The organism is Lactobacillus gallinarum (genome assembly GCF_002160635.1).
Lineage (GTDB): Bacteria > Bacillota > Bacilli > Lactobacillales > Lactobacillaceae > Lactobacillus > Lactobacillus gallinarum.
In genome coordinates, this window is the sequence record NZ_NFKZ01000007.1 from 63,678 (window position 1) to 82,767 (window position 19,090).

Genomic DNA, 19,090 nt, shown 5'->3' on the forward strand with positions numbered 1-19,090 from the left:
TATGGAATGTCCAAATTGTCATCAAAATGCCTCCCGCGTTATTGATTCACGTCCTAGTGATGAAAACCGTGCAATCAGACGACGCAGAGAGTGTGAAAATTGTGGTTTTCGTTTTACAACTTTTGAAAGAGTAGAAACAGCTCCGTTACTTGTAATTAAAAATGACGGTACGCGTGAACCATTTAATCGCAAGAAAATCTTGCATGGTGTAATGGCTGCAGGACAGAAACGACCAATTAGCAGTGAGCAATTTGAGCAATTGGTTGATCATGTTGAAAATAAAGTAAGAAAGCAAGGCATTAGTGAAATTTCATCTAAGAAGATTGGTCAATACGTTATGGATGAATTGGCTGATCTTGATGATGTGGCTTACATTCGTTTTGCATCTATTTATCGTGAATTTAAAGATATGTCTAGCTTCATGAAGACTATGGAAGACATGATGGCTAAGAAAGGTAAGGGCAATTAGTCATGTTTGAGACGTCTGATCCCAAACATCTTTATTATGTAGCCAATCGTGTGAAGCTTTTTCCCGAAGATGAAAAAGTTTTAATCAAATTATATCAACCGTTAGTAGGTGCAGTAGCAGTAGCGCTATATCAGACTTTGATTCAAAATTATGATCCGTATGGCATAATTTCCGACTCGAAGGGGATATATTCATTGCAAGAGCAATTGGATTGCAGCTTGAAACAATTATTTGATTCATTGCATAAATTAGAGGCTGTGGGATTAGTCCAAACACTTTTGTCTAATAATGTATTCAATAATGTTTTAGTTTTTAAATTGCTGCAAGTTCCAGCTGCAGACAAATTTTTTGCGACGCCACTTTTAGCTAGTTTATTAAAAGAAAAGGTTGGTGTATCAACCTTTCATGATTTAAGTCATGCTTTTGCTCAAGAAGCAAAATTAAGAGAAAAACCTATTAAAAATGCTAAAGACGTGTCAGCAAACTTTTTTGATGTTTTTCGTTTACCTGGGGATGAAGCAATCACTCCGTCTAGTGATGTGGTTCAAGCCGCACAAGAAAATAAGATTCATGAAGTTGAAACTGCCAAGGTGAATGATCACGATAGTATTGATTGGGATTTTATCAAGCAGGAGTATAATCGCTATCAAATTCCAGCTAGTGAAATTGACCTTAATAAAGATCAAATTCGTGGTTTAATCCAAACGTATGGCTTATCAGAAAAAGAATTTGTGGATGAAAGCTTGCCATGTCTTCATGGCTCATATAGCTTAAATATGCATGACATTAGCAATACTTTAGCGGAAAATTATAAGAGGGCTAATACTAGAGAAAATGTACAAAAGCAGTTAAATGAAGGGCAAAAAAAGGCATTAGCTGTGATTAAAGATATGGATGACCATGATAAAAAGCTGTTAAAAGCAGCTAATGAGAGTTCACCCGCTGAATTTTTGTATAAAATAAAAACGCAAAAAGGCGGTATAACTAGTGCCAATGAGAAGCAGATTATTAATAATTTGCACACCCAGTATGGGTTGCCTGAAGACTTAATCAACATTTTGACCTATACATGTCTTACTTATGACACAGTAGTTAGTTCTAATTTGGCTTATAAGATTGCCAATGACTGGCTGCAACATGGCGTGGCTACAGCCGTACAGGCTTTGCAATATGTGAAAAAGCGGCGCAATAGCTTTGGTAAGAAAAAATTTGTTCGAACTTATCAAAAGCGAGTCGAAAAAGGCACTGATTGGAGTAAGAAAAAGGCTGATAGGGATGCTGGCATTTCTACCGAGCAATTGAAGAATTTATTTAAAGATTTAAATAATAAATAGGATTCAAAGATAATTGGAAGTAGGTGAAAAAATGGAGCCAATTGGCAATGTAATTAAAAAGATTGTAAAAGAGCGTAATCTGGGTGATGAACAATCTTTGATAGAACAAGCCTTGCGTGATCCTGATGTGCAGTCATTTATTCATGCAAATGCAGATAAAATTGATCAAAAGATGATTCGAAATAGTATATCTAACTTGTATGAGTATTATTCTCAAAAGCATACTGCGAGTAAGGTGATGGCAGGGTATGCTCCCCAATTATTTTTGAATGGTAAAGTAATTGATATTCGGTATGTGCCAACTAAGGCAAAATTAGCTCAAGATCGCAAGCAAGCTGCCGAGCGAAGATTACAACTAATCGATGTTCCGACTCGTCTTCATGATGTGAGTTTGAGTGAAATTGATGTAAATGATGATCGTAAACAAGTTTTAACTTTGATCTACGACTTTTTAAGAAAATATAAGCAAAATCCGCATATTCAGGGACTATATTTGTCAGGTGATTTTGGTGTTGGTAAGACATATATTTTAGCGGGATTAGCTAATTATGTGGTCACGAACATGAATAAAAATGTTGTGTTCTTGCATGTGCCAACTTTTATAGCCGGATTAGCAAGTCATTTTGACGACAATAGTTTGCAAAGTGAAATTCGCCGTTTGTCTGAATGTGATTTATTGATTTTAGATGATATTGGTGCTGAGAGTCTTAGTCAATGGTCACGAGATGACGTATTGGGTGTAATTTTACAAGCTCGGATGGATAATGTTTTACCAACATTTTTCTCATCTAATCTTGATATGGAAGCATTAGAATCTCATTTTGAAGAAACACGTAATGCGACTGATCCAGTAAAGGCTAGGAGACTTATGCAGCGAGTACGTTTTTTAGCTAAAGAAGTTGTGGTTTCTGGACCCGATCGAAGAAATTCTTTGCATTAATTTTAAAAAAGGTCTTGCATCTAAAAGTTTCGTGCGTATAATGAGAGTTAATTAAGCGAGACATGATAGCTTTCGATTCAGAGAGAAGAACCTTGTTCTGGAAGTTCTTCATTAGAAAGTTACCCCAATCGCTTATTCCCAAAGTTATTAATATTAGGTTGGATGCCTTTATCAATCCGTAAAGAGGTTAGATTACGCTAACCTGAATTTTGGGTGGAACCACGCTAATTAACGTCCCAGTGCATTCTCGCACTGGGACTTTTTTTATTATATTTTTTCTGGAGGAAAATATGAGTTTTTCAATCACTTTGCCTGATGGCTCAAAGAAAGTTTTTGAAGAAAGTTTAACTATTGCTGACTTAGCTCACAACATTGCAACTTCACTTGGTAAAGCTGCTGTTGCTGGTAAGGTTAATGGTGAAATTAAGCCACTTGACTTCAAGCTTGATAGTGATAGCGAAGTTGCTATTATTACTGATAAAGATGAAGAGGGCTTAGATGTTTTACGTGCTACTGCTGCTTTTGTATTTGAAGCTGTAGCTAAGCGTGAATATCCTGAACTTCGTTTAGGTGAACATGTTGCCGATGAAGGTGGTTTCTACGTTGACACCGATAAAGATGACCAAATTAAAGTTGGTGAGTTACCAAAGTTTGAAAAAGCTATGCAAAAGGTAATTAAGAACGGTGAAAAGGTTGAACACGTTCAAATTGCTAAATCAGAACTTGAAGACCTTTACAAGAATGATAAGTTCAAGAGCGAACTTCTTGCTAAGGTTGAAGGCGATACTGTTGATGCTTACAAGCTTGGCGATTTCGTTGACTTTGGTTTTGATGCTTTACTTCCAAACACTGGCAAGATTAAGCAATTTAAGTTATTGTCAGTAGCTGGTGCTTACTGGTTAGGTAAGTCATCAAACCCAATGCTTCAAAGAATCTTTGGTACTGCATTCTTTAAGGAAGCTGATTTAAAGGCTGATCTTAAGCGCCGTCAAGAAATTAAGGAACGTGACCACAGAACTATCGGTCGTGACCTTGACCTCTTCTTCGTTGACCCTAAGGTTGGTGCAGGTCTTCCTTACTGGATGCCAAAGGGTGCTACTATTCGTCGTGTTGTTGAACGCTACATCATTGACCGTGAAGTAGCTGACGGTTACCAACACGTTTACACTCCAGTACTTATGAACCTTGATGCTTACAAGACTTCAGGTCACTGGGCACACTACCGTGATGACATGTTCCCACCAATGGACATGGGTGATGGCGAAATGCTTGAACTTCGTCCAATGAACTGTCCTTCACATATTCAAATCTTTAAGCACCACATTCGTTCATACCGTGATCTTCCACTTCGTGTTGCAGAACTTGGTATGATGCACAGATACGAAAAATCAGGTGCTTTGTCAGGTCTTCAACGTGTACGTGAAATGACTTTGAACGATGGTCACACATTCGTAGCACTTGATCAAGTTCAAACTGAATTTGCTAAGATCTTGAAGTTGATCATGGACGTATACAAGGACTTCGATATTACTGATTACTACTTCAGACTTTCATACCGTGATCCAAAGAACACTGACAAGTACTTTGCAAATGACGAAATGTGGGAAAAGTCACAAAAGATGCTTAAAGGTGCTATGGATGATCTTGGCCTTGACTACGTTGAAGCTGAAGGTGAAGCTGCATTCTACGGTCCAAAGCTTGATATTCAAACTAAGACTGCTTTGGGTAACGATGAAACTATGTCAACTATCCAACTTGACTTCATGCTTCCAGATCGTTTCGGTTTGACTTATGTAGGTAAAGATGGTGAAGAACACCGTCCAGTTATGATTCACCGTGGTATTGTTGGTACTATGGAAAGATTCATTGCTTACTTAACTGAAATTTACAAGGGTGCATTCCCAACTTGGCTTGCTCCAGTTCAAGCTGAAATTATTCCAGTTAACAACGAAGCTCACGGCGAATACGCTGAAAAGGTTCGTGCAGAACTTGCTAAGCGTGGCTTCAGAGTAGAAGTTGATGACAGAAACGAAAAGATGGGTTACAAGATTCGTGAATCACAAACCCAAAAGGTACCTTACACTTTGGTATTAGGTGATGAAGAAATGAAGTCAGGTAAGGTTAACGTACGTCGTTACGGTACCGACGAAGAAATTTCTAAGAGTCTTGATGACTTCATTAACGAAATTGATGCTGATGTTAAGTCATACTCAAGAGAAAATTAATTAATATAATTAAAAAATAAAATAAAAAACGTATGCTATGCTAGGTCTAATTAAGACGGCTTTATTGCATACGTTTTTTTGTTGGTAAAACTAATGTAATTGATTTTTTACGTTTGTAAGTAAGAAGTAAAAAAAATGTAATCGCCTTTAACTTTTATGAAATATTTTAATGAAATAATGAAAATAGCAGTTATATAAGGGAAGGTGATAAACGTGAAAAATAAACTCATTATATTTATGACAACTGCGCTATTTATGTTAGCTATTATTGTAATGGGTCAAAATAGAGTGGATGCTGCATCCTGGGGAGCTAAGAACTTATTTACTACGCCAAAGAAAACTCGCGGAACATGGTACTATAAGCATGAAGGCGAAATCAAGAAGCTTAAAATCACAACGCATACATTTAATAAAATCAAATTGTATAAAATGTTGAGCAGTAATAAAGCAATTAAGTGGACTAAAAAATTAGCTAAGGCTGATAAGAAATCAGGATATAAATTAGCTCAAAAGGTTGGTACTTCTCAGTATGAAGCTACTGATTTCAAATTTCATAAAACACCAGGTTTTGCTGCTAATGGCTGGCTATCTAGCGATAGAGCAGATTCAGGACACACTTATGTTGCTATAAAGAAAAAAGATAAAAGTAATAATGATAAAGTAGATGCACTGAGAGTAGGAAATGGAGCAGATAATTCATTTTTATATTATTGCTATAAGAGCAAAAAATTAGTCAAATAGGTTATAATAATTTTATTGATTATTCAATCATATTTTTATATTTTGCACTGAAATCTTAATTCAGTGCTTTTTTCATGAGGATTAGACTAAATAAGATGATAATACGCCAGCGAAAAAATTATTTAACTTCTCAATTTTTATCTAAGATTAGTGCAGATGGAACTTTGAATATTGAAAGTTTGATTGTTCTGACTTGCGCAATTTTTATTGCAAGTGTTGGATTAAATGTTAATTCAACAGCTACTATTATTGGTGCAATGTTAATTTCACCTTTGATGGGACCGCTGCTAGCAATTGGCACAGGCCTTGCTTTATATGATGTTACTTTGCTGCGTAAAGGAACGATTTCATTATTAGCAGAAATTATTATTAGTTTAGCTGCATCTACAATTTATTTTCATTTTTCTCCTTTGACTTATGCTAGCCAAGAAATTATTGCACGAACTTCACCAACGATTTGGGATGTAATGATTGCGTTTTTTGGAGGAGTTGCTGGAATAATCGGTGCACGTAAAAAAGAAGCAAATAATATCGTACCTGGTGTAGCGATTGCAACAGCCTTAATGCCACCAGCTTGTACGATAGGGTATTCAATTGCAGCAGGCAATCTTAAATATTTTTTAGGATCAAGTTATTTGTTTTTGATTAATTGTGTTTTCATAATTTTGACTGCTTTTTTGGGTGTAAAAATTATGAAATGGCTAAGTTATTCTACTAAGCAATCTAAGTTGTTTTTCTTACGCAAGCCAACCTTTAAAGAGTTTGCGATAATTTTAGTAGTAATTATTTTAATTATTCCTAGTATCTTATCAGCTAATCAGATGGTGAATAAAACTCTAGTAGATCAAAATGTTCAAAATCTTGTTGTTAATGAGTTAGGCAATGTTAATCTAATTAAAGAAAATGTCGATACGCAAGGAAAAATAATTAATCTTACAGTTTCAGGTAATAAAATTAATGCTAAGAAAATTCAAGTGGCTAAAGCAAACTTAACAAAATATGACCTGAAAGGCTATTCACTGAATATTGTACAAGTAGCTCAGGTTAATCCCAATGCAGAAAATCAATTAGATCGACAAGTAAATAATATTATTAATCAGCGTCAGCATGAACAAGAACAAGCTGATGAAAAACGTCAACAAGAACAAGAAAAACGTAATCAAGAAATTCGTAAACTGTCCTCTGCAATATCTTCTGTTACTGCAGTTAGTGATAATAAAAATAAGCAAATTACTTTGATAGAGTTAAAAAAGCCGCTATCTAAGAAGAGAAAAAACGCCTTAGTAAGACAAATAAAAGATAAATATCCAAATATTAATTTAGTGGAATTTGTTCAAGAAAATATTAAAAATTAGAAAGCATATAGCATATTACTTTTATTGTGAAATATCTTGATACTAAAATAAATTTTGTAAAGTTTGTTTTATTATAAAAAGGAGAATTTCTGTGAAAAGTAATAAGGTTGTGCTTTTATTAGCATTAGGGACATTAATGTTAATTGAGCCTGCTATGATGCTATATGATAAGCAAGTTGAAACTGTAACAGCAGAGAAGAAAAATACTAATGCCCAAAAAACTAAATTAAGTGACAGCCAAATTATTAAAAATTTAGGTGTCAAAAAGGTAGCTAATTCAGATAACGATAAATTAACAGCTAAATATGCAAATATTGTAAAACAGCAGCATTATACCTGGGAAAATCCTTATATTAAAGTGAATCCGTATGAAAATTCACCGCTAACGGCATTAATGGTCTTTCATACTGATAAGCCAGCTAAAATTAGTTATCGAGTAATAGGAAAAACTGAAAATACGACAATTGAAAATAAAGTAAAGGGCTATCAAGCTGATCATCAAGTGCCAATAGTTGGTCTTTATGCTGGTTATGATAATTCGGTTGAAGTTACTATGACTGATCAAGCAGGTAAAAAACAAGTAAAGGTAGTCAAGATAAAAACAAGTAAATTACCTAGTTGGATTAGTAAATTTCCAATTAAAGTTACTGTCAATGATAAAAGTAAGATGAATTTGGGTTCAAATGAGTTAACTGTTTTAAATAGAAGTACTAAACAAACTTTTGCGGTTGATGGTGATGGGGAAGTACGTTGGTATTATTTACGTTGGAATCAACATATTTTTGAGCAGTTAGATAATGGACATATTTTATTGTTCAATAAAATCAAATCTGGGGATGAACAATACAATATGTTAGTCGAAACTGACTATTTAGGGCGAGTATATCGTCAATTTAGTTTCGATAAAACATTAGGTAAAAGTTATTCTGGAGAAGGAGTATCACTAGTACATCATGATGTAGTAGAAATGTCTAACGGAAATTGGTTATTAACAGTTCATGATGGTAGTAAATATGTAGAAGATACAATTGCTGAACTTGACCCTAATACTGGAAAAATTGTAAAGGTAATCGACTTTAAGAAGATTTTTCCTGAGTCAATGTATAAAAATAGCAAGATCAAAGCAAATGATAATACTAGCAGTGGTTTAGGATTGATGGATTGGCTTCATATTAATACGATTAGTTATGATGATAAAACGGGGAACATTTTATTGTCTGCCCGCAATCAAGATATGATCTGGTCAATGAATTATCAAACAAATAAAATTAATTGGATTTTTTCAAGTAAACCTGAAAGTCAATGGCCTAGTTCATTTCGTAAGTATTTGTTAAAGCCAAGTTCGGGTACTAAATATCCTGGTGGACAACATGGTGTATATATTCTTAATGAAGAAAATAATAAACTAAATGTTCTGCTTTACGATAACAATATTGCTGTTACTAACGGTGATAAGACGCAAAGTAGCAAGTTTTCTGCTGCTACGGAATATCAAATTGATACTAAGAAAAAGACCATTAAACAAGTCTGGAGTTATGGCAAGAATTTAGGTAAACAAAACTTTACCGAAGTTATTGGTTATGCACAACGCTTGAATAATGGTAATACTTTGATTAATTTTGGTTTTAAAAATAAGGGTAAAGAAAGCAATATAATTGAAGTTGATGCCTATGGAAATCAAGTCTTTAATTTGACTATTACTAATAGTGCTAAAGATATGACATATGTATATCGTGCATATCGGATGCAATTTTATCCTGATAATTATGTTTTTGATGCAACTAAATAATTGCACATCATGTATTGACGCAGCTGGTTTAAACGCGTATAATACACCTAGTTGAGAACAAGAAGAAGCTCCCGCTTCTCGCCTAAGTTAAGTTAACCTCTGGGCTGATCGATAATTTCTGTTGATTAAAGGCGGGTGATTCTTATCCCGCCTTTTTCTTGTCCTCAAATTAACACGGAGGTGAATAATCATACCAAAAAGTTTAATCTTAAACGAAAGAATTCGTGCACGCGAAGTTCGTTTAATTGATGAAGATGGTCAGCAAGTTGGTGTTGTATCTAAGAATGAAGCTTTGCATAAAGCAAGTGATGCTGGCTTAGATTTAGTTCTTATTTCACCTAATGCTAAACCACCTGTAGCACGTATCATGGACTACGGTAAATATCGTTTCGAACAACAGAAGAAACTTAAAGAATCCCGTAAAAAGTCCAAGACAGTTAGTGTCAAAGAAATTCGTTTGAGTCCAACTATTGAAGGCAACGACTTCGAAACTAAATTGAAGCATGTTCGTAAGTTCGTTTCTAAAGAAGGAGCTAAAGTTCGTGTATCAATTCGTTTTAGAGGTCGTGCCATCACTCACAAGGAATTAGGTCAACAAGTTCTTGAAAAGATGGCTGAAGCAACTTCAGATATTGCTAATGTTATCAGTAAGCCTAAGATGGAAGGCCGTTCAATGTTCTTGATGTTAGCACCTAAGAGTGATAAGGACAAAAAGAAAAAGTAGTTAATTGGAGGAAATAGAAATATGCCAAAGATGAAAACACACCGCGCTTCTGCTAAGCGTTTTAAGAGAACTGCAAATGGTGGCTTGAAGCGTCACCACGCATTTACTGGTCACCGTTTCCACGGTAAGACTAAGAAGCAACGTCGTCACTTGAGAAAGGCTGCTATGGTTTCACGTAGCGACATGAAGCGTATTAAGCAAATGCTTGCTCAAATGCACTAATTATTAGTTCTTTAATAACTGACTATAGTAGGAGGAATTTTAAATGCCAAGAGTTAAAGGTGGAACTGTAACACGTCAACGTCGTAAGAAGATCATGAAGCTTGCCAAGGGTTACCGTGGCGCAAAGCACATGCAATTTAAGGCCGCAAGTACTCAATTATTTGTTTCATACAAGTACGCATTCCGCGACCGTAGAAGACGTAAGAGCGAATTCAGAAAGTTATGGATTGCTCGTATTAACGCAGCTGCAAGACAAAATGATATTTCATATTCTAAGTTAATGCACGGCTTGAAGTTAGCCGGTGTTGACATGAACCGTAAGATGTTAGCTGATATTGCTTACAACGATTCAAAGACTTTTGCACAATTAGCAGAAACTGCTAAGAAGGCATTGAACTAATATGACTATGAATAAGGATCAGGAGATATTCCTGGTCCTTATTTTTTATGATTTTGCAAATATTCTAAGACAAAAATTTCTAATGCAACTCCATTTTTGATATTATAGAGAATGAGAAAAAATGGAGAGTTTTTATGTTATTTAGACCAAAATATACAATAAATACAATTTATAATTTGGACCCCGTCAAGTTGAATGAAATGGGAATAAAAGCAGTTTTTTCAGATTTAGATAATACATTGCTTGCATGGAATAAGTTTGAAACTGCTAAAGAGATGGATAATTTTAATAAAAAACTTGCTAAAGCTAATATTAAATTGGTAGTTATTTCCAATAATAATGCTGAAAGAGTTGGTAAGGTATTAAATCCATATCATATTGATTTTGTTTCTGAATCTCGCAAACCGTTACCTTTTGCGATCACGCGTAAACGCGAAGAGATGAAATTAGCTAAAGATCAAGTAATGATGGTTGGTGACCAGCTGATTACTGATATGCAAGCCGGGAATTTAGCAGGAGTAGAAACTGTTTTAGTAAAACCATTGGTTGAAACTGATAAATGGAATACGCGAATTAATCGCTTTTTTGAAAAGATTATCTTTTTCTTTCTTGGTTTATCACATCGAGTAACCTTTAAGGAGAATTTGCAAAATGGATGAGGATATTATTTGTATAGGCTGTGGGGCAGTTCTTCAGTCTGATGATCCACAAAAGGCGGGTTATTTGCCAAAGAGCGCTCTTGAAAAAGCAAAAAATGAAGAAAATACAGATGTTTATTGTCAACGTTGTTTTAAATTACGTCACTATAATGAAATTATGCCAGTAGATTTAAACAATGATGACTTTTTGGCTTTGCTCAATTCTTTAGCTGAGAAAAAAGCTTTGATTGTCAATGTGGTTGATCTATTCGACTTTTCTAATTCTTTGTTATCATCTTTAAAGCGTTTTGTAGGGAATAATGATTTTATTCTTGTTGGAAATAAATTTGATCTTTTTCCTAAGAATTCTAAGCAAAGCAAAATTAAAGATTGGATGAGACAAGAAGCTAATCGCATGGGGCTTTATCCTAAAGATATTTTCTTAGTTTCTGCTAAAAAGAAATTAAATTTAGAAAGTTTGATTTCATATATTAATGACCAATCTCAAGATAAAGATGTCTACTTTGTAGGAACAACTAATGTCGGTAAGTCAACTTTAATCAATGCAATCATTGACATGATGGGTGATATTCAAAATCTGATCACAACGTCACGTTTTCCAGGTACTACTTTAGATCAAATTGAAATTCCGCTTGAAAATGGACATTTTTTGATTGATACGCCAGGAATTATGACAGACAATCAACTAGCCACTCATCTAGATGCTAAGGATTTGGAATTGATCTCACCTAAGAAACCGTTAAAGCCAGCTACTTACCAACTTTTGCCAGGGAATACTCTGTTTTTGGCTGGATTAGGTAGAATTGATTACCTTAAAGGTGAATCAACTAGTTTTACAGTTTATGTAGCACGTAACATGTATGTTCATCGAACAAAAACTGCCAATGCAGATGCGTTTTATGAAAAACATAAGGGCGAAATATTAGCACCTCCATCTCCAGATGATAAAATGGCACCACTTAAGGGAAAAGAATTTAAAACGGAATTTAAGAGTGACCTATTATTTGGAGGCATTGGTTTTGTAACTGTGCCAAAGGGCTGTTTAGTTAAGACATATACGCCAGATGGTATTGGCTTGGGTATTCGTCGTGCATTAATTTAGAGGTTTGCGTATGGTTAATCCAAAATGTATTGAAAAAGAAGCACCAACTGTTGAAGAAAAAGCTGAATTAGAACAGGAAAAGGGCAGAGGCCGGCAAATTGGAATTATGGGTGGTACTTTTAATCCAGTCCATATTGCCCATTTGGTAGCTGCAGAACAAGCAATGACTAAATTGCGTTTAGATGAAGTTTGGTTTATTCCAGATAATATTCCGCCACATAAAAATGCACCGCTAACTTCAGCCCAAGATCGAGCAACTATGCTTGATTTAGCAACCAAGGATAATCCTAAATTTAGAGTGAAGCTGTTGGAGTTATTCCGCGGAGGTGTTTCATATACTGTAGATACAATGCGTTATCTAAAAGAAAAAGCACCTCAAAATAATTATTATTTAATCATGGGTAGCGATCAGGTAAACAGTTTCCATACTTGGAAAGAAGCATCTACTTTAGCTAAGTTAGTTACCTTGGTTGGTATTCGTCGCCCAGGTTATCCGCAAGATCCGCAGTATCCAATGATCTGGGTAGATGCACCCGATATTCAATTAAGCTCGACTGCTATTCGTCGTTCTGTAGCTACTGGAACTTCAATTAGATATTTAGTGCCTGAAGCAGTTAGAAAATATATTGTGGAAAAGGGGCTTTATCTTGACGAAACTAATTTTTAAAAAGACATATTCACCATTAACAAGCGCTGAAATTATTGCTAAGGAAAAGGCAAATATGGATGATAAAAGATTTCAGCATTGCGTTCGAGTTAGTGAGACTTCACGTAAATTAGCCAAATTGAATGGTTATGATGAAGATAAAGCAGCACTTGCAGGTTTTGTTCATGATTATGCAAAGCAAGTGCCTGTAGAAGAATATGTTAAAGTAATTAAAGAGCAAGATTTTGATCCAGATTTACTTAATTGGAATCGCGCTATTTGGCACGGAATCGTTGGAACATATTTTGTAGAACGTGATTTGAAAATTCGAGATCCTGAGATTTTGACTGCTATTCGCCGTCATACTACTGGGGATGTAGAAATGACCACCTTAGACAAAATTGTGTTTATGGCGGATTTTATCGAGCCTGGCCGTGATTTCCCAGGTGTTGACGAAGCTAGAAAAATAACCTATGCCAATTTAGATAAGGGAGTAGGTTACCAACTGGCTCATACTTTAAGTTTTTTAATTGAACAAAGAAATAAAGTTTATCCACGTACTTTAAAAGCTTATAACGTTTGGAGTACAAAATAGTTTTATAAAGGAGAAAAAATTTGACTAGTCAAGAAATTTTAGATTTTACAACTAAAGCAATTAGTGATCGTCATGGTGAAGATACCGAAGCTTATGATATGCGCGGTATTAGTATTTTAGCTGATTATTATGTAATTACCAGTGCTGGTTCTAATCGTCAACTTCATGCTATTGTTAACTCAATTGTAGAAGCAGCACATGAAAATGAATATAGTGACTACCGTATTGAAGGTACTAGAGATTCGAATTGGCTTTTGCTTGATTTAGGCGATGTAGTAGTTAATGTCTTTACCAAAGAAGCTCGTGAATTTTATAATCTTGAAAAATTATGGGCTAATGGTAAGCAAGTTGAATTAAAGGAAGATTAATAAAAATGAGCGTTGTCGGGATTATTGCAGAATTTAATCCTTTTCATAGTGGTCATGAATTCTTGCTAAATCAAGCACGGTTAATTGCTGGGAATGATCCAATTGTAGTTTTGATGTCTGGTAATTATGTGCAGCGTGGAGAAATGGCGATTATGAGTAAGTGGCAACGGGCTAAAGCAGCACTTCAATCAGGTGCAGATTTAGTCTTTGAGACGCCTTTTTCAACCGCTGTTGAACCGGCAGACTTATTTTCATTAGGCAATATTGAACAATTAGCTAAATTAGGCGTGACTGATCTTGTTTTCGGCGTTGAAGATGCTAACCTTAATTTTGCATATTTGGGCAGTAGAATTGCTGAAATCCCCCAGAATCATATGGATTTTAAGGATTACAGCCAGACTTATTCAACCCAGTATAATCAGATGGTAGCTCGTGAGGTAGGACATGAGGTTAATCAGCCTAATGCAATTTTGGGTTTGGCCTATGCAGTTGCAAATCATAATTTAGGTTCACCACTGAAGTTACATCCTGTTAACCGAATTGGAGCGGGACATGATGATCTTCTGCAAAGAAATGGCGTAGTCCAAAGCGCAAGTGCTATTAGAAATTTACTGCTCCATGGTGAGGATACGAGTAATTTAAAATACTGGATGCCTAAAGCCGAAGCAATTGAACTGAGCAAGCAACAAGTTTATCCTAATTGGAATTTATTGTATCCGTTTTTAAAATATCGGATCGAATCTTCTTCAATTGAGGATTTAAGACAAATTTATCAAATGAGTGAAGGCTTAGAGTATAAAATGAAACAAGAAATTCATTTATCTCGTGATTTCACAGAATTTTTACGTAGGATCAAGTCTAAACGATACACTTATTCTCGTTTGCGTAGATTAAGCCTTTATACGCTTTTAAATGTTACTCAAGATGATATGATTGCTAGTTTCAATCAAGAATCCTTAATGTTATTAGGATTTAGTAAAATTGGACGTCAATATTTGAAGAAAAATCGAAAAGATTTTCAAACTGAAATTATTTCTAAAGTAGATAAGCGAAGTGCTAAAAGCGGTTCACTTGCATTGCAAGTTAGAACAGATCGTTTATTTGAACAAATAATGGGTGTTGATCAAAACTTTGGTCAACGACCAATTGAGGTGTAATATGTTAGAACTTAGTTTTTCTAGAATAAGAAATAGTTCTGAGCCGTTAACACATATTGAACGTGATGTAGAAATGCGACCAGAATTTTTCAAAAGAAGCAAGGATCTTTTAATTGATGCCAAAAACGTATATGTTTCTGGAGATTTGTTTTATCAAGAGCCCTTTGTAACTGGAAATTTTCATGTTACTGCTGATTTAGTGGTTCCATCAAGTCGAAGCTTGCAGCCTGTTAAATACCATGAAGATTTTACTTTTACAGAAAATTATCTTGATCGAAAACCAACTAAAGAAGAACTTGAAGATAATGATACAATTGTTAAAATTGAAAATGATGTAATTGATTTACAGACAGCAATTGAAGATAATATGTTACTTAATATTCCGACCACAATTTTAACTCCTGAAGAAAAGGAAAAGGATATCTATCCTGAAGGTAAAGGCTGGGAAGTAGTTTCTGAATCAGCATTTGAAGAAGGAAAGAAAAATCAAGTAAATCCTGCATTTGCCAAATTAAAGGTTTTATTTGATAATAATGAGAATAATAAGAAAAAGTAAGATTATCTAATTGACTAAGAACGATCAAAGAATTTTGGCTTTGATTGTTTTTTTATCTTGTTTTGAGGGCACTTTTAAAGTATCCTTTAATTATAAAGACATTTTTTAATATATTTGTTAGTATTTAGAGAACTAAATTGATCGATGAGGAATTGAATTAACATGGCAAAAATTCTAATTATTGAAGATGAAAAAAATTTAGCTCGTTTTGTGGAGTTGGAATTACAACACGAGAATTATGAAACTGTAGTAGAAAACAATGGTCGTAAGGGACTAGAAGATGCCCTTAATCAAGATTTTGATGCAATCCTGCTTGACTTAATGTTGCCGGACCTGAATGGATTAGAAATTGCTCGTCGTGTTCGTCAGGTGAAGACTACGCCTATTATTATGATGACCGCACGTGATTCTGTTATTGATCGCGTTTCAGGTTTGGATCATGGTGCAGATGATTATATTGTTAAGCCATTTGCAATTGAGGAACTTCTTGCTCGTTTACGTGCTGTTTTGCGCCGAGTAAAGATTGAAAAAGATGCTTCTAAGGTTACTGTAGCTAAGCAAAAGACTGTGAAATTTAAGAATTTAACAATTGAAACTGCTAATCGTATTGTTCACCGCGGAGATGGCAAGGCAATCGATTTAACTAAGCGCGAATACAACTTATTAATGACTTTAATTGAGAATAAGAATAACGTTGTTAGTCGTGATCAATTGCTAAATAAGATTTGGGGTCCAGAATCTAATATTGAAACTAACGTTGTAGAAGTTTATGTTCGTTACTTGCGCAATAAGATCGATGTTCCAGGACAACCATCTTACATTAAGACGGTTCGTGGTACCGGTTATATGGTAAGAGATGAAGATGATGACCAAGAATAAAAATGAAGAGACCAAGCATTCATCGTTAATTGTGCGATGGGTAAGTATCGTTGCTTTAACGATTACGGTCTCTTTTGTCATATTTTCAGTCGTTGTTTATCAAATTGTTAGTCAGCAATCATTAGATCAGCAGCAAGAGACATCGCGCAATGTAGTGACTACGCTAGATAGGACGTTAAGTTCAATTCCAGATGAATTGCAGATATCTAACGTAATACCATCTCTTTCTCCGGCTACTAGACGAATTCTAAAGGGTGGGCCAGCCATTAGCGATAAAAACACCACTAATAATGCGTTTAGCGATAATTTGATTGCTTCTATTTCTAATCCTGATATTAATGCGGCTGTTTATAATAAACATGGTGAGATTGTTTTTACTAATGGAAACGTGACACCAAAATTCAAACCGTTTAAAGAAGTAGAGAAAAATGAAATAATTAAACGCAATGGTCATCAAATTTTATTGACTTATCAAAAAGTTTATTCATCCGTAAACAATAAGTTGACAGGATATATTGTAGTTTCTAACAATATGACATATTACAATAGTTTGATGAAGAACTTATTGCGTTCAATGGTTGTAATATCAATAATTGCGATTGTTGTGTTTGTAGTGACTTCATATATTTTGGTATTCAATGTTGTTAAGCCGATTAAACGGATGTCTAAAGTTGCTCAGGAAGTTAACGCGGATCCTAATAGTGGAGCACGAATTAAAGAATTAAATCGTGATGATGAATTAGAAGATTTGGCCACTTCGATTAATCAAATGTTGGATAGAATGCAGAGCTACATTGAACAGCAGAAGCAGTTTGTAGGGGATGTTTCGCATGAATTGCGCACACCTGTGGCTGTAATCGAAGGGCATTTGAATATGCTTGAACGTTGGGGTAAAGATGATCCACAGATTTTAGATGAATCAATTAAGGCCTCCTTACAAGAAGCTGACCGGATGAAACATCTGATTCAAGAAATGCTTGATTTAACTAGGGCTGAACAAATTGATGTACAATATCCACATGAAGTAACAAATGTTTATGATACAGTTAAGCGAGTAGTCGCAGATCTAGCCATGGTTCATCCTGATTTTGAAATTAGACTTGACGAGGATGATTTACCTCAAGGTACCGAAATTCAAATATATCACGGTCATTTAGAACAATTACTAGTGATTTTAATTGATAATGCGATTAAATATTCCACCGATCTTAAGCAAATTAATGTTTCTGCTGGGTTAACCAAAAAAGAAGTTAACATTATTGTTCAAGACTTTGGTGAAGGTATTTCTAAGGAAGATCAAAAGAAAATCTTTAATCGTTTTTACCGAGTGGATAAGGCAAGAACTCGTGAAAAGGGCGGCAATGGCTTAGGCTTGTCTATTGCCCATAAACTTGTAGACAGCTATCATGGTGAAATTAGTGTAGAGTCTGTTGAAGGACAAGGAAGCCAATTTAAGTTAACTTTCCCACTTCTTTCTAAAAAGAAGGCTGCTAAATTGAAGAAATTAAATGAAAATTCTGAATTGCCAAAGAGTAATTTGGAATAATGAAAAAATAGTAATTTAATTTTAAATAGTTAAAAGCATCAAGTTGATTTGAAAAACTTGATGCTTTTTGTATGCAAAAATATATTATTTGATTATTAAATAACAAAAATATTATTGAATAATAGAAATGATTAAAGGGATTGCTAAGATAGCGTACTCGCTAGTTTTAATGATATTGAATAAAACACTGGAATTATGGTGTTCTTAGCATAAACAGAATTAAGCAGAAATAACAAAACAATATTATATAATACGCGTACACAAAAGTCACAAGACAAGGCTAAGCTTTAAATGATATGTAAAAAGAGTAATTGACGTGCGTTAAAAAAAAGAACTAAAATGAATTTTGTAAAGATAAACGTTGTTATTGATTCAAAACTTGAGTATTGGGAGGTTAAATCATGTTGTCAAAAAATAATTTTGATGAAAAACTTAAGCAAATGAATAAAAAAAGTGATAAGTTTTCGATTAGAAAGCTTACAATCGGTGCAGCTTCCGTTTTGATTGGAACAGTATTTTATTTAAATAATGGTGGTAATGTAGTGCAAGCTGCGGATGACGTTCCCAACCAACCCGCTACTCAAGTTGAAAAACAAAATATAAACCAAAAAACAGTAGGTAAGGTCTCAACAGATACTGCTACTTCAACTTTAAAGGCAGATAATACATAGCAAGATAATGTTGTTAAAGTTAATACTTCTGTTTCACCAGAAAGTGAAATGAATTCAAGCAAGATAGTTGTTAATAAAGACGCAAGAGAGAAAACTGCTAACTTGAATGAAGTTGGGCTTCAGGGGATAAAGGATAAAAGCAAAGAATCATTGCCTGCATCTGCATTGAAAACAATTAAAGTTGAAAAGACTGATTCAAAACAGGTTAATGGTCAAGATGTATCTAATAAATTGGAAGATGTAAAGACAAATATCACTGATTCAAAAGGAAAAGCACTTGAAGATAATCAAAATGTTGAGCCAGAAAATGGAGATATACTCAGAGCTAATTATTCTTTCAAACTTCCTAATGATTCTGTAAAAAGTGGTGACGGTTTTAAGATTCATTTTAGTGACAATCTGAATTTATATGGTACGACTGATCCTAATTTTATGAATAATCATGCTCATGAAGAAGGACGTAGTATACCAGATTTAATGGATCAAGATGGTGATGTTAGAAAATATTGGTTAAATATATCCACTTTATTTTATTTGAACACATTTTCCTATCTTATCTTCGTTTATTAATATCTGCTTTCAACCTTTTTAGTACACTCCCAAACTTTTGCTAGCTTAGAAACTATAAGGACAACTTTACAAAAGCGTCAACCGATAAACTTGGATAAGATTTATATTTCCTTTGCTAAGTAGTGCCCTAAAACTTAGGACT

The 19,090-nt window shown here is 34.5% G+C and carries 21 protein-coding genes and 1 other annotated feature; all 21 genes read left to right on the forward strand.

Going from position 1 to position 19,090, the window contains the following annotated elements:
* Window position 1: 1 nt before the first annotated feature.
* The 21 genes from nrdR to B5E95_RS04475 all read left to right on the forward strand — a co-directional run bounded on the left by nrdR (window position 2) and on the right by B5E95_RS04475 (window position 18,948).
* Window positions 2-469 (forward strand): transcriptional regulator NrdR, encoded by a 468-nt coding sequence (nrdR, locus tag B5E95_RS04375; RefSeq protein WP_025005311.1) that lies wholly within the window; start codon window positions 2-4, stop codon window positions 467-469.
* A gap of 2 nt (window positions 470-471) precedes the next feature.
* Window positions 472-1,803 carry a replication initiation and membrane attachment family protein gene (locus tag B5E95_RS04380; protein WP_087235663.1) on the forward strand — a complete coding sequence of 444 codons (1,332 nt, stop codon included), beginning with the start codon at window positions 472-474 and terminating at the stop codon, window positions 1,801-1,803.
* Window positions 1,804-1,834: 31 nt separating this feature from the next.
* Window positions 1,835-2,743: a primosomal protein DnaI gene (gene dnaI / locus B5E95_RS04385; protein ID WP_087235664.1), complete on the forward strand. Its 909-nt coding sequence runs from the start codon at window positions 1,835-1,837 to the stop codon at window positions 2,741-2,743.
* Between the two features lie 290 nt (window positions 2,744-3,033).
* Window positions 3,034-4,968 (forward strand): threonine--tRNA ligase, encoded by a 1,935-nt coding sequence (thrS, locus tag B5E95_RS04390; protein ID WP_087235665.1) that lies wholly within the window; start codon window positions 3,034-3,036, stop codon window positions 4,966-4,968.
* Between the two features lie 204 nt (window positions 4,969-5,172).
* Window positions 5,173-5,709 (forward strand): hypothetical protein, encoded by a 537-nt coding sequence (locus tag B5E95_RS04395; protein ID WP_087176666.1) that lies wholly within the window; start codon window positions 5,173-5,175, stop codon window positions 5,707-5,709.
* 95 nt (window positions 5,710-5,804) lie between these two features.
* Window positions 5,805-7,064 (forward strand): DUF389 domain-containing protein, encoded by a 1,260-nt coding sequence (locus B5E95_RS04400; RefSeq protein ID WP_087235666.1) that lies wholly within the window; start codon window positions 5,805-5,807, stop codon window positions 7,062-7,064.
* Between the two features lie 91 nt (window positions 7,065-7,155).
* The gene (locus B5E95_RS04405; protein WP_087176668.1) at window positions 7,156-8,853 is read left to right on the forward strand and encodes an aryl-sulfate sulfotransferase; all 1,698 of its coding nucleotides are present in this window, start codon (window positions 7,156-7,158) and stop codon (window positions 8,851-8,853) included.
* Between the two features lie 53 nt (window positions 8,854-8,906).
* Window positions 8,907-9,018: a sequence feature (ribosomal protein L20 leader region), on the forward strand.
* A 25-nt stretch (window positions 9,019-9,043) separates the two neighbouring features.
* Window positions 9,044-9,577, forward strand: coding sequence for a translation initiation factor IF-3 (gene infC / locus B5E95_RS04410; RefSeq protein WP_081776552.1), 534 nt, complete (start codon window positions 9,044-9,046; stop codon window positions 9,575-9,577).
* A 21-nt stretch (window positions 9,578-9,598) separates the two neighbouring features.
* Window positions 9,599-9,799, forward strand: coding sequence for a 50S ribosomal protein L35 (rpmI, locus tag B5E95_RS04415; protein WP_014918452.1), 201 nt, complete (start codon window positions 9,599-9,601; stop codon window positions 9,797-9,799).
* Between the two features lie 43 nt (window positions 9,800-9,842).
* Window positions 9,843-10,199 carry a 50S ribosomal protein L20 gene (gene rplT, locus B5E95_RS04420; protein ID WP_005719897.1) on the forward strand — a complete coding sequence of 119 codons (357 nt, stop codon included), beginning with the start codon at window positions 9,843-9,845 and terminating at the stop codon, window positions 10,197-10,199.
* Between the two features lie 134 nt (window positions 10,200-10,333).
* Window positions 10,334-10,858 (forward strand): YqeG family HAD IIIA-type phosphatase, encoded by a 525-nt coding sequence (locus tag B5E95_RS04425; RefSeq protein ID WP_087176669.1) that lies wholly within the window; start codon window positions 10,334-10,336, stop codon window positions 10,856-10,858.
* Complete coding sequence (yqeH, locus tag B5E95_RS04430) at window positions 10,851-11,960, forward strand: ribosome biogenesis GTPase YqeH (protein ID WP_087176670.1); 1,110 nt, start codon at window positions 10,851-10,853, stop codon at window positions 11,958-11,960. The genes B5E95_RS04425 and yqeH overlap by 8 nt, the downstream gene beginning before the upstream one ends.
* Window positions 11,961-11,970: 10 nt before the next feature.
* Window positions 11,971-12,627, forward strand: coding sequence for a nicotinate-nucleotide adenylyltransferase (locus tag B5E95_RS04435; RefSeq protein WP_087176671.1), 657 nt, complete (start codon window positions 11,971-11,973; stop codon window positions 12,625-12,627).
* A complete protein-coding gene (gene yqeK, locus B5E95_RS04440; RefSeq protein ID WP_087176672.1) occupies window positions 12,608-13,201 on the forward strand; it encodes a bis(5'-nucleosyl)-tetraphosphatase (symmetrical) YqeK in 594 nt (197 codons plus the stop codon). Before B5E95_RS04435 ends, yqeK begins: the two co-directional genes overlap by 20 nt.
* A 20-nt stretch (window positions 13,202-13,221) precedes the next feature.
* Window positions 13,222-13,569 (forward strand): ribosome silencing factor, encoded by a 348-nt coding sequence (gene rsfS, locus B5E95_RS04445; protein WP_025005322.1) that lies wholly within the window; start codon window positions 13,222-13,224, stop codon window positions 13,567-13,569.
* Window positions 13,570-13,574: 5 nt separating this feature from the next.
* Complete coding sequence (locus B5E95_RS04450) at window positions 13,575-14,726, forward strand: nucleotidyltransferase (RefSeq protein ID WP_025005323.1); 1,152 nt, start codon at window positions 13,575-13,577, stop codon at window positions 14,724-14,726.
* 1 nt (window position 14,727) lies between these two features.
* Window positions 14,728-15,282 carry a DUF177 domain-containing protein gene (locus tag B5E95_RS04455; RefSeq protein ID WP_025005324.1) on the forward strand — a complete coding sequence of 185 codons (555 nt, stop codon included), beginning with the start codon at window positions 14,728-14,730 and terminating at the stop codon, window positions 15,280-15,282.
* A 162-nt stretch (window positions 15,283-15,444) separates the two neighbouring features.
* Complete coding sequence (locus tag B5E95_RS04460) at window positions 15,445-16,161, forward strand: response regulator transcription factor (RefSeq protein WP_087176673.1); 717 nt, start codon at window positions 15,445-15,447, stop codon at window positions 16,159-16,161.
* A complete protein-coding gene (locus B5E95_RS04465; RefSeq protein WP_087176674.1) occupies window positions 16,139-17,707 on the forward strand; it encodes a HAMP domain-containing sensor histidine kinase in 1,569 nt (522 codons plus the stop codon). The genes B5E95_RS04460 and B5E95_RS04465 overlap by 23 nt, the downstream gene beginning before the upstream one ends.
* A 401-nt stretch (window positions 17,708-18,108) precedes the next feature.
* A complete protein-coding gene (locus B5E95_RS10890; protein ID WP_025005327.1) occupies window positions 18,109-18,378 on the forward strand; it encodes a YSIRK-type signal peptide-containing protein in 270 nt (89 codons plus the stop codon).
* Between the two features lie 48 nt (window positions 18,379-18,426).
* The gene (locus tag B5E95_RS04475; protein ID WP_087176675.1) at window positions 18,427-18,948 is read left to right on the forward strand and encodes an Ig-like domain-containing protein; all 522 of its coding nucleotides are present in this window, start codon (window positions 18,427-18,429) and stop codon (window positions 18,946-18,948) included.
* Window positions 18,949-19,090 lie beyond the last annotated feature (142 nt).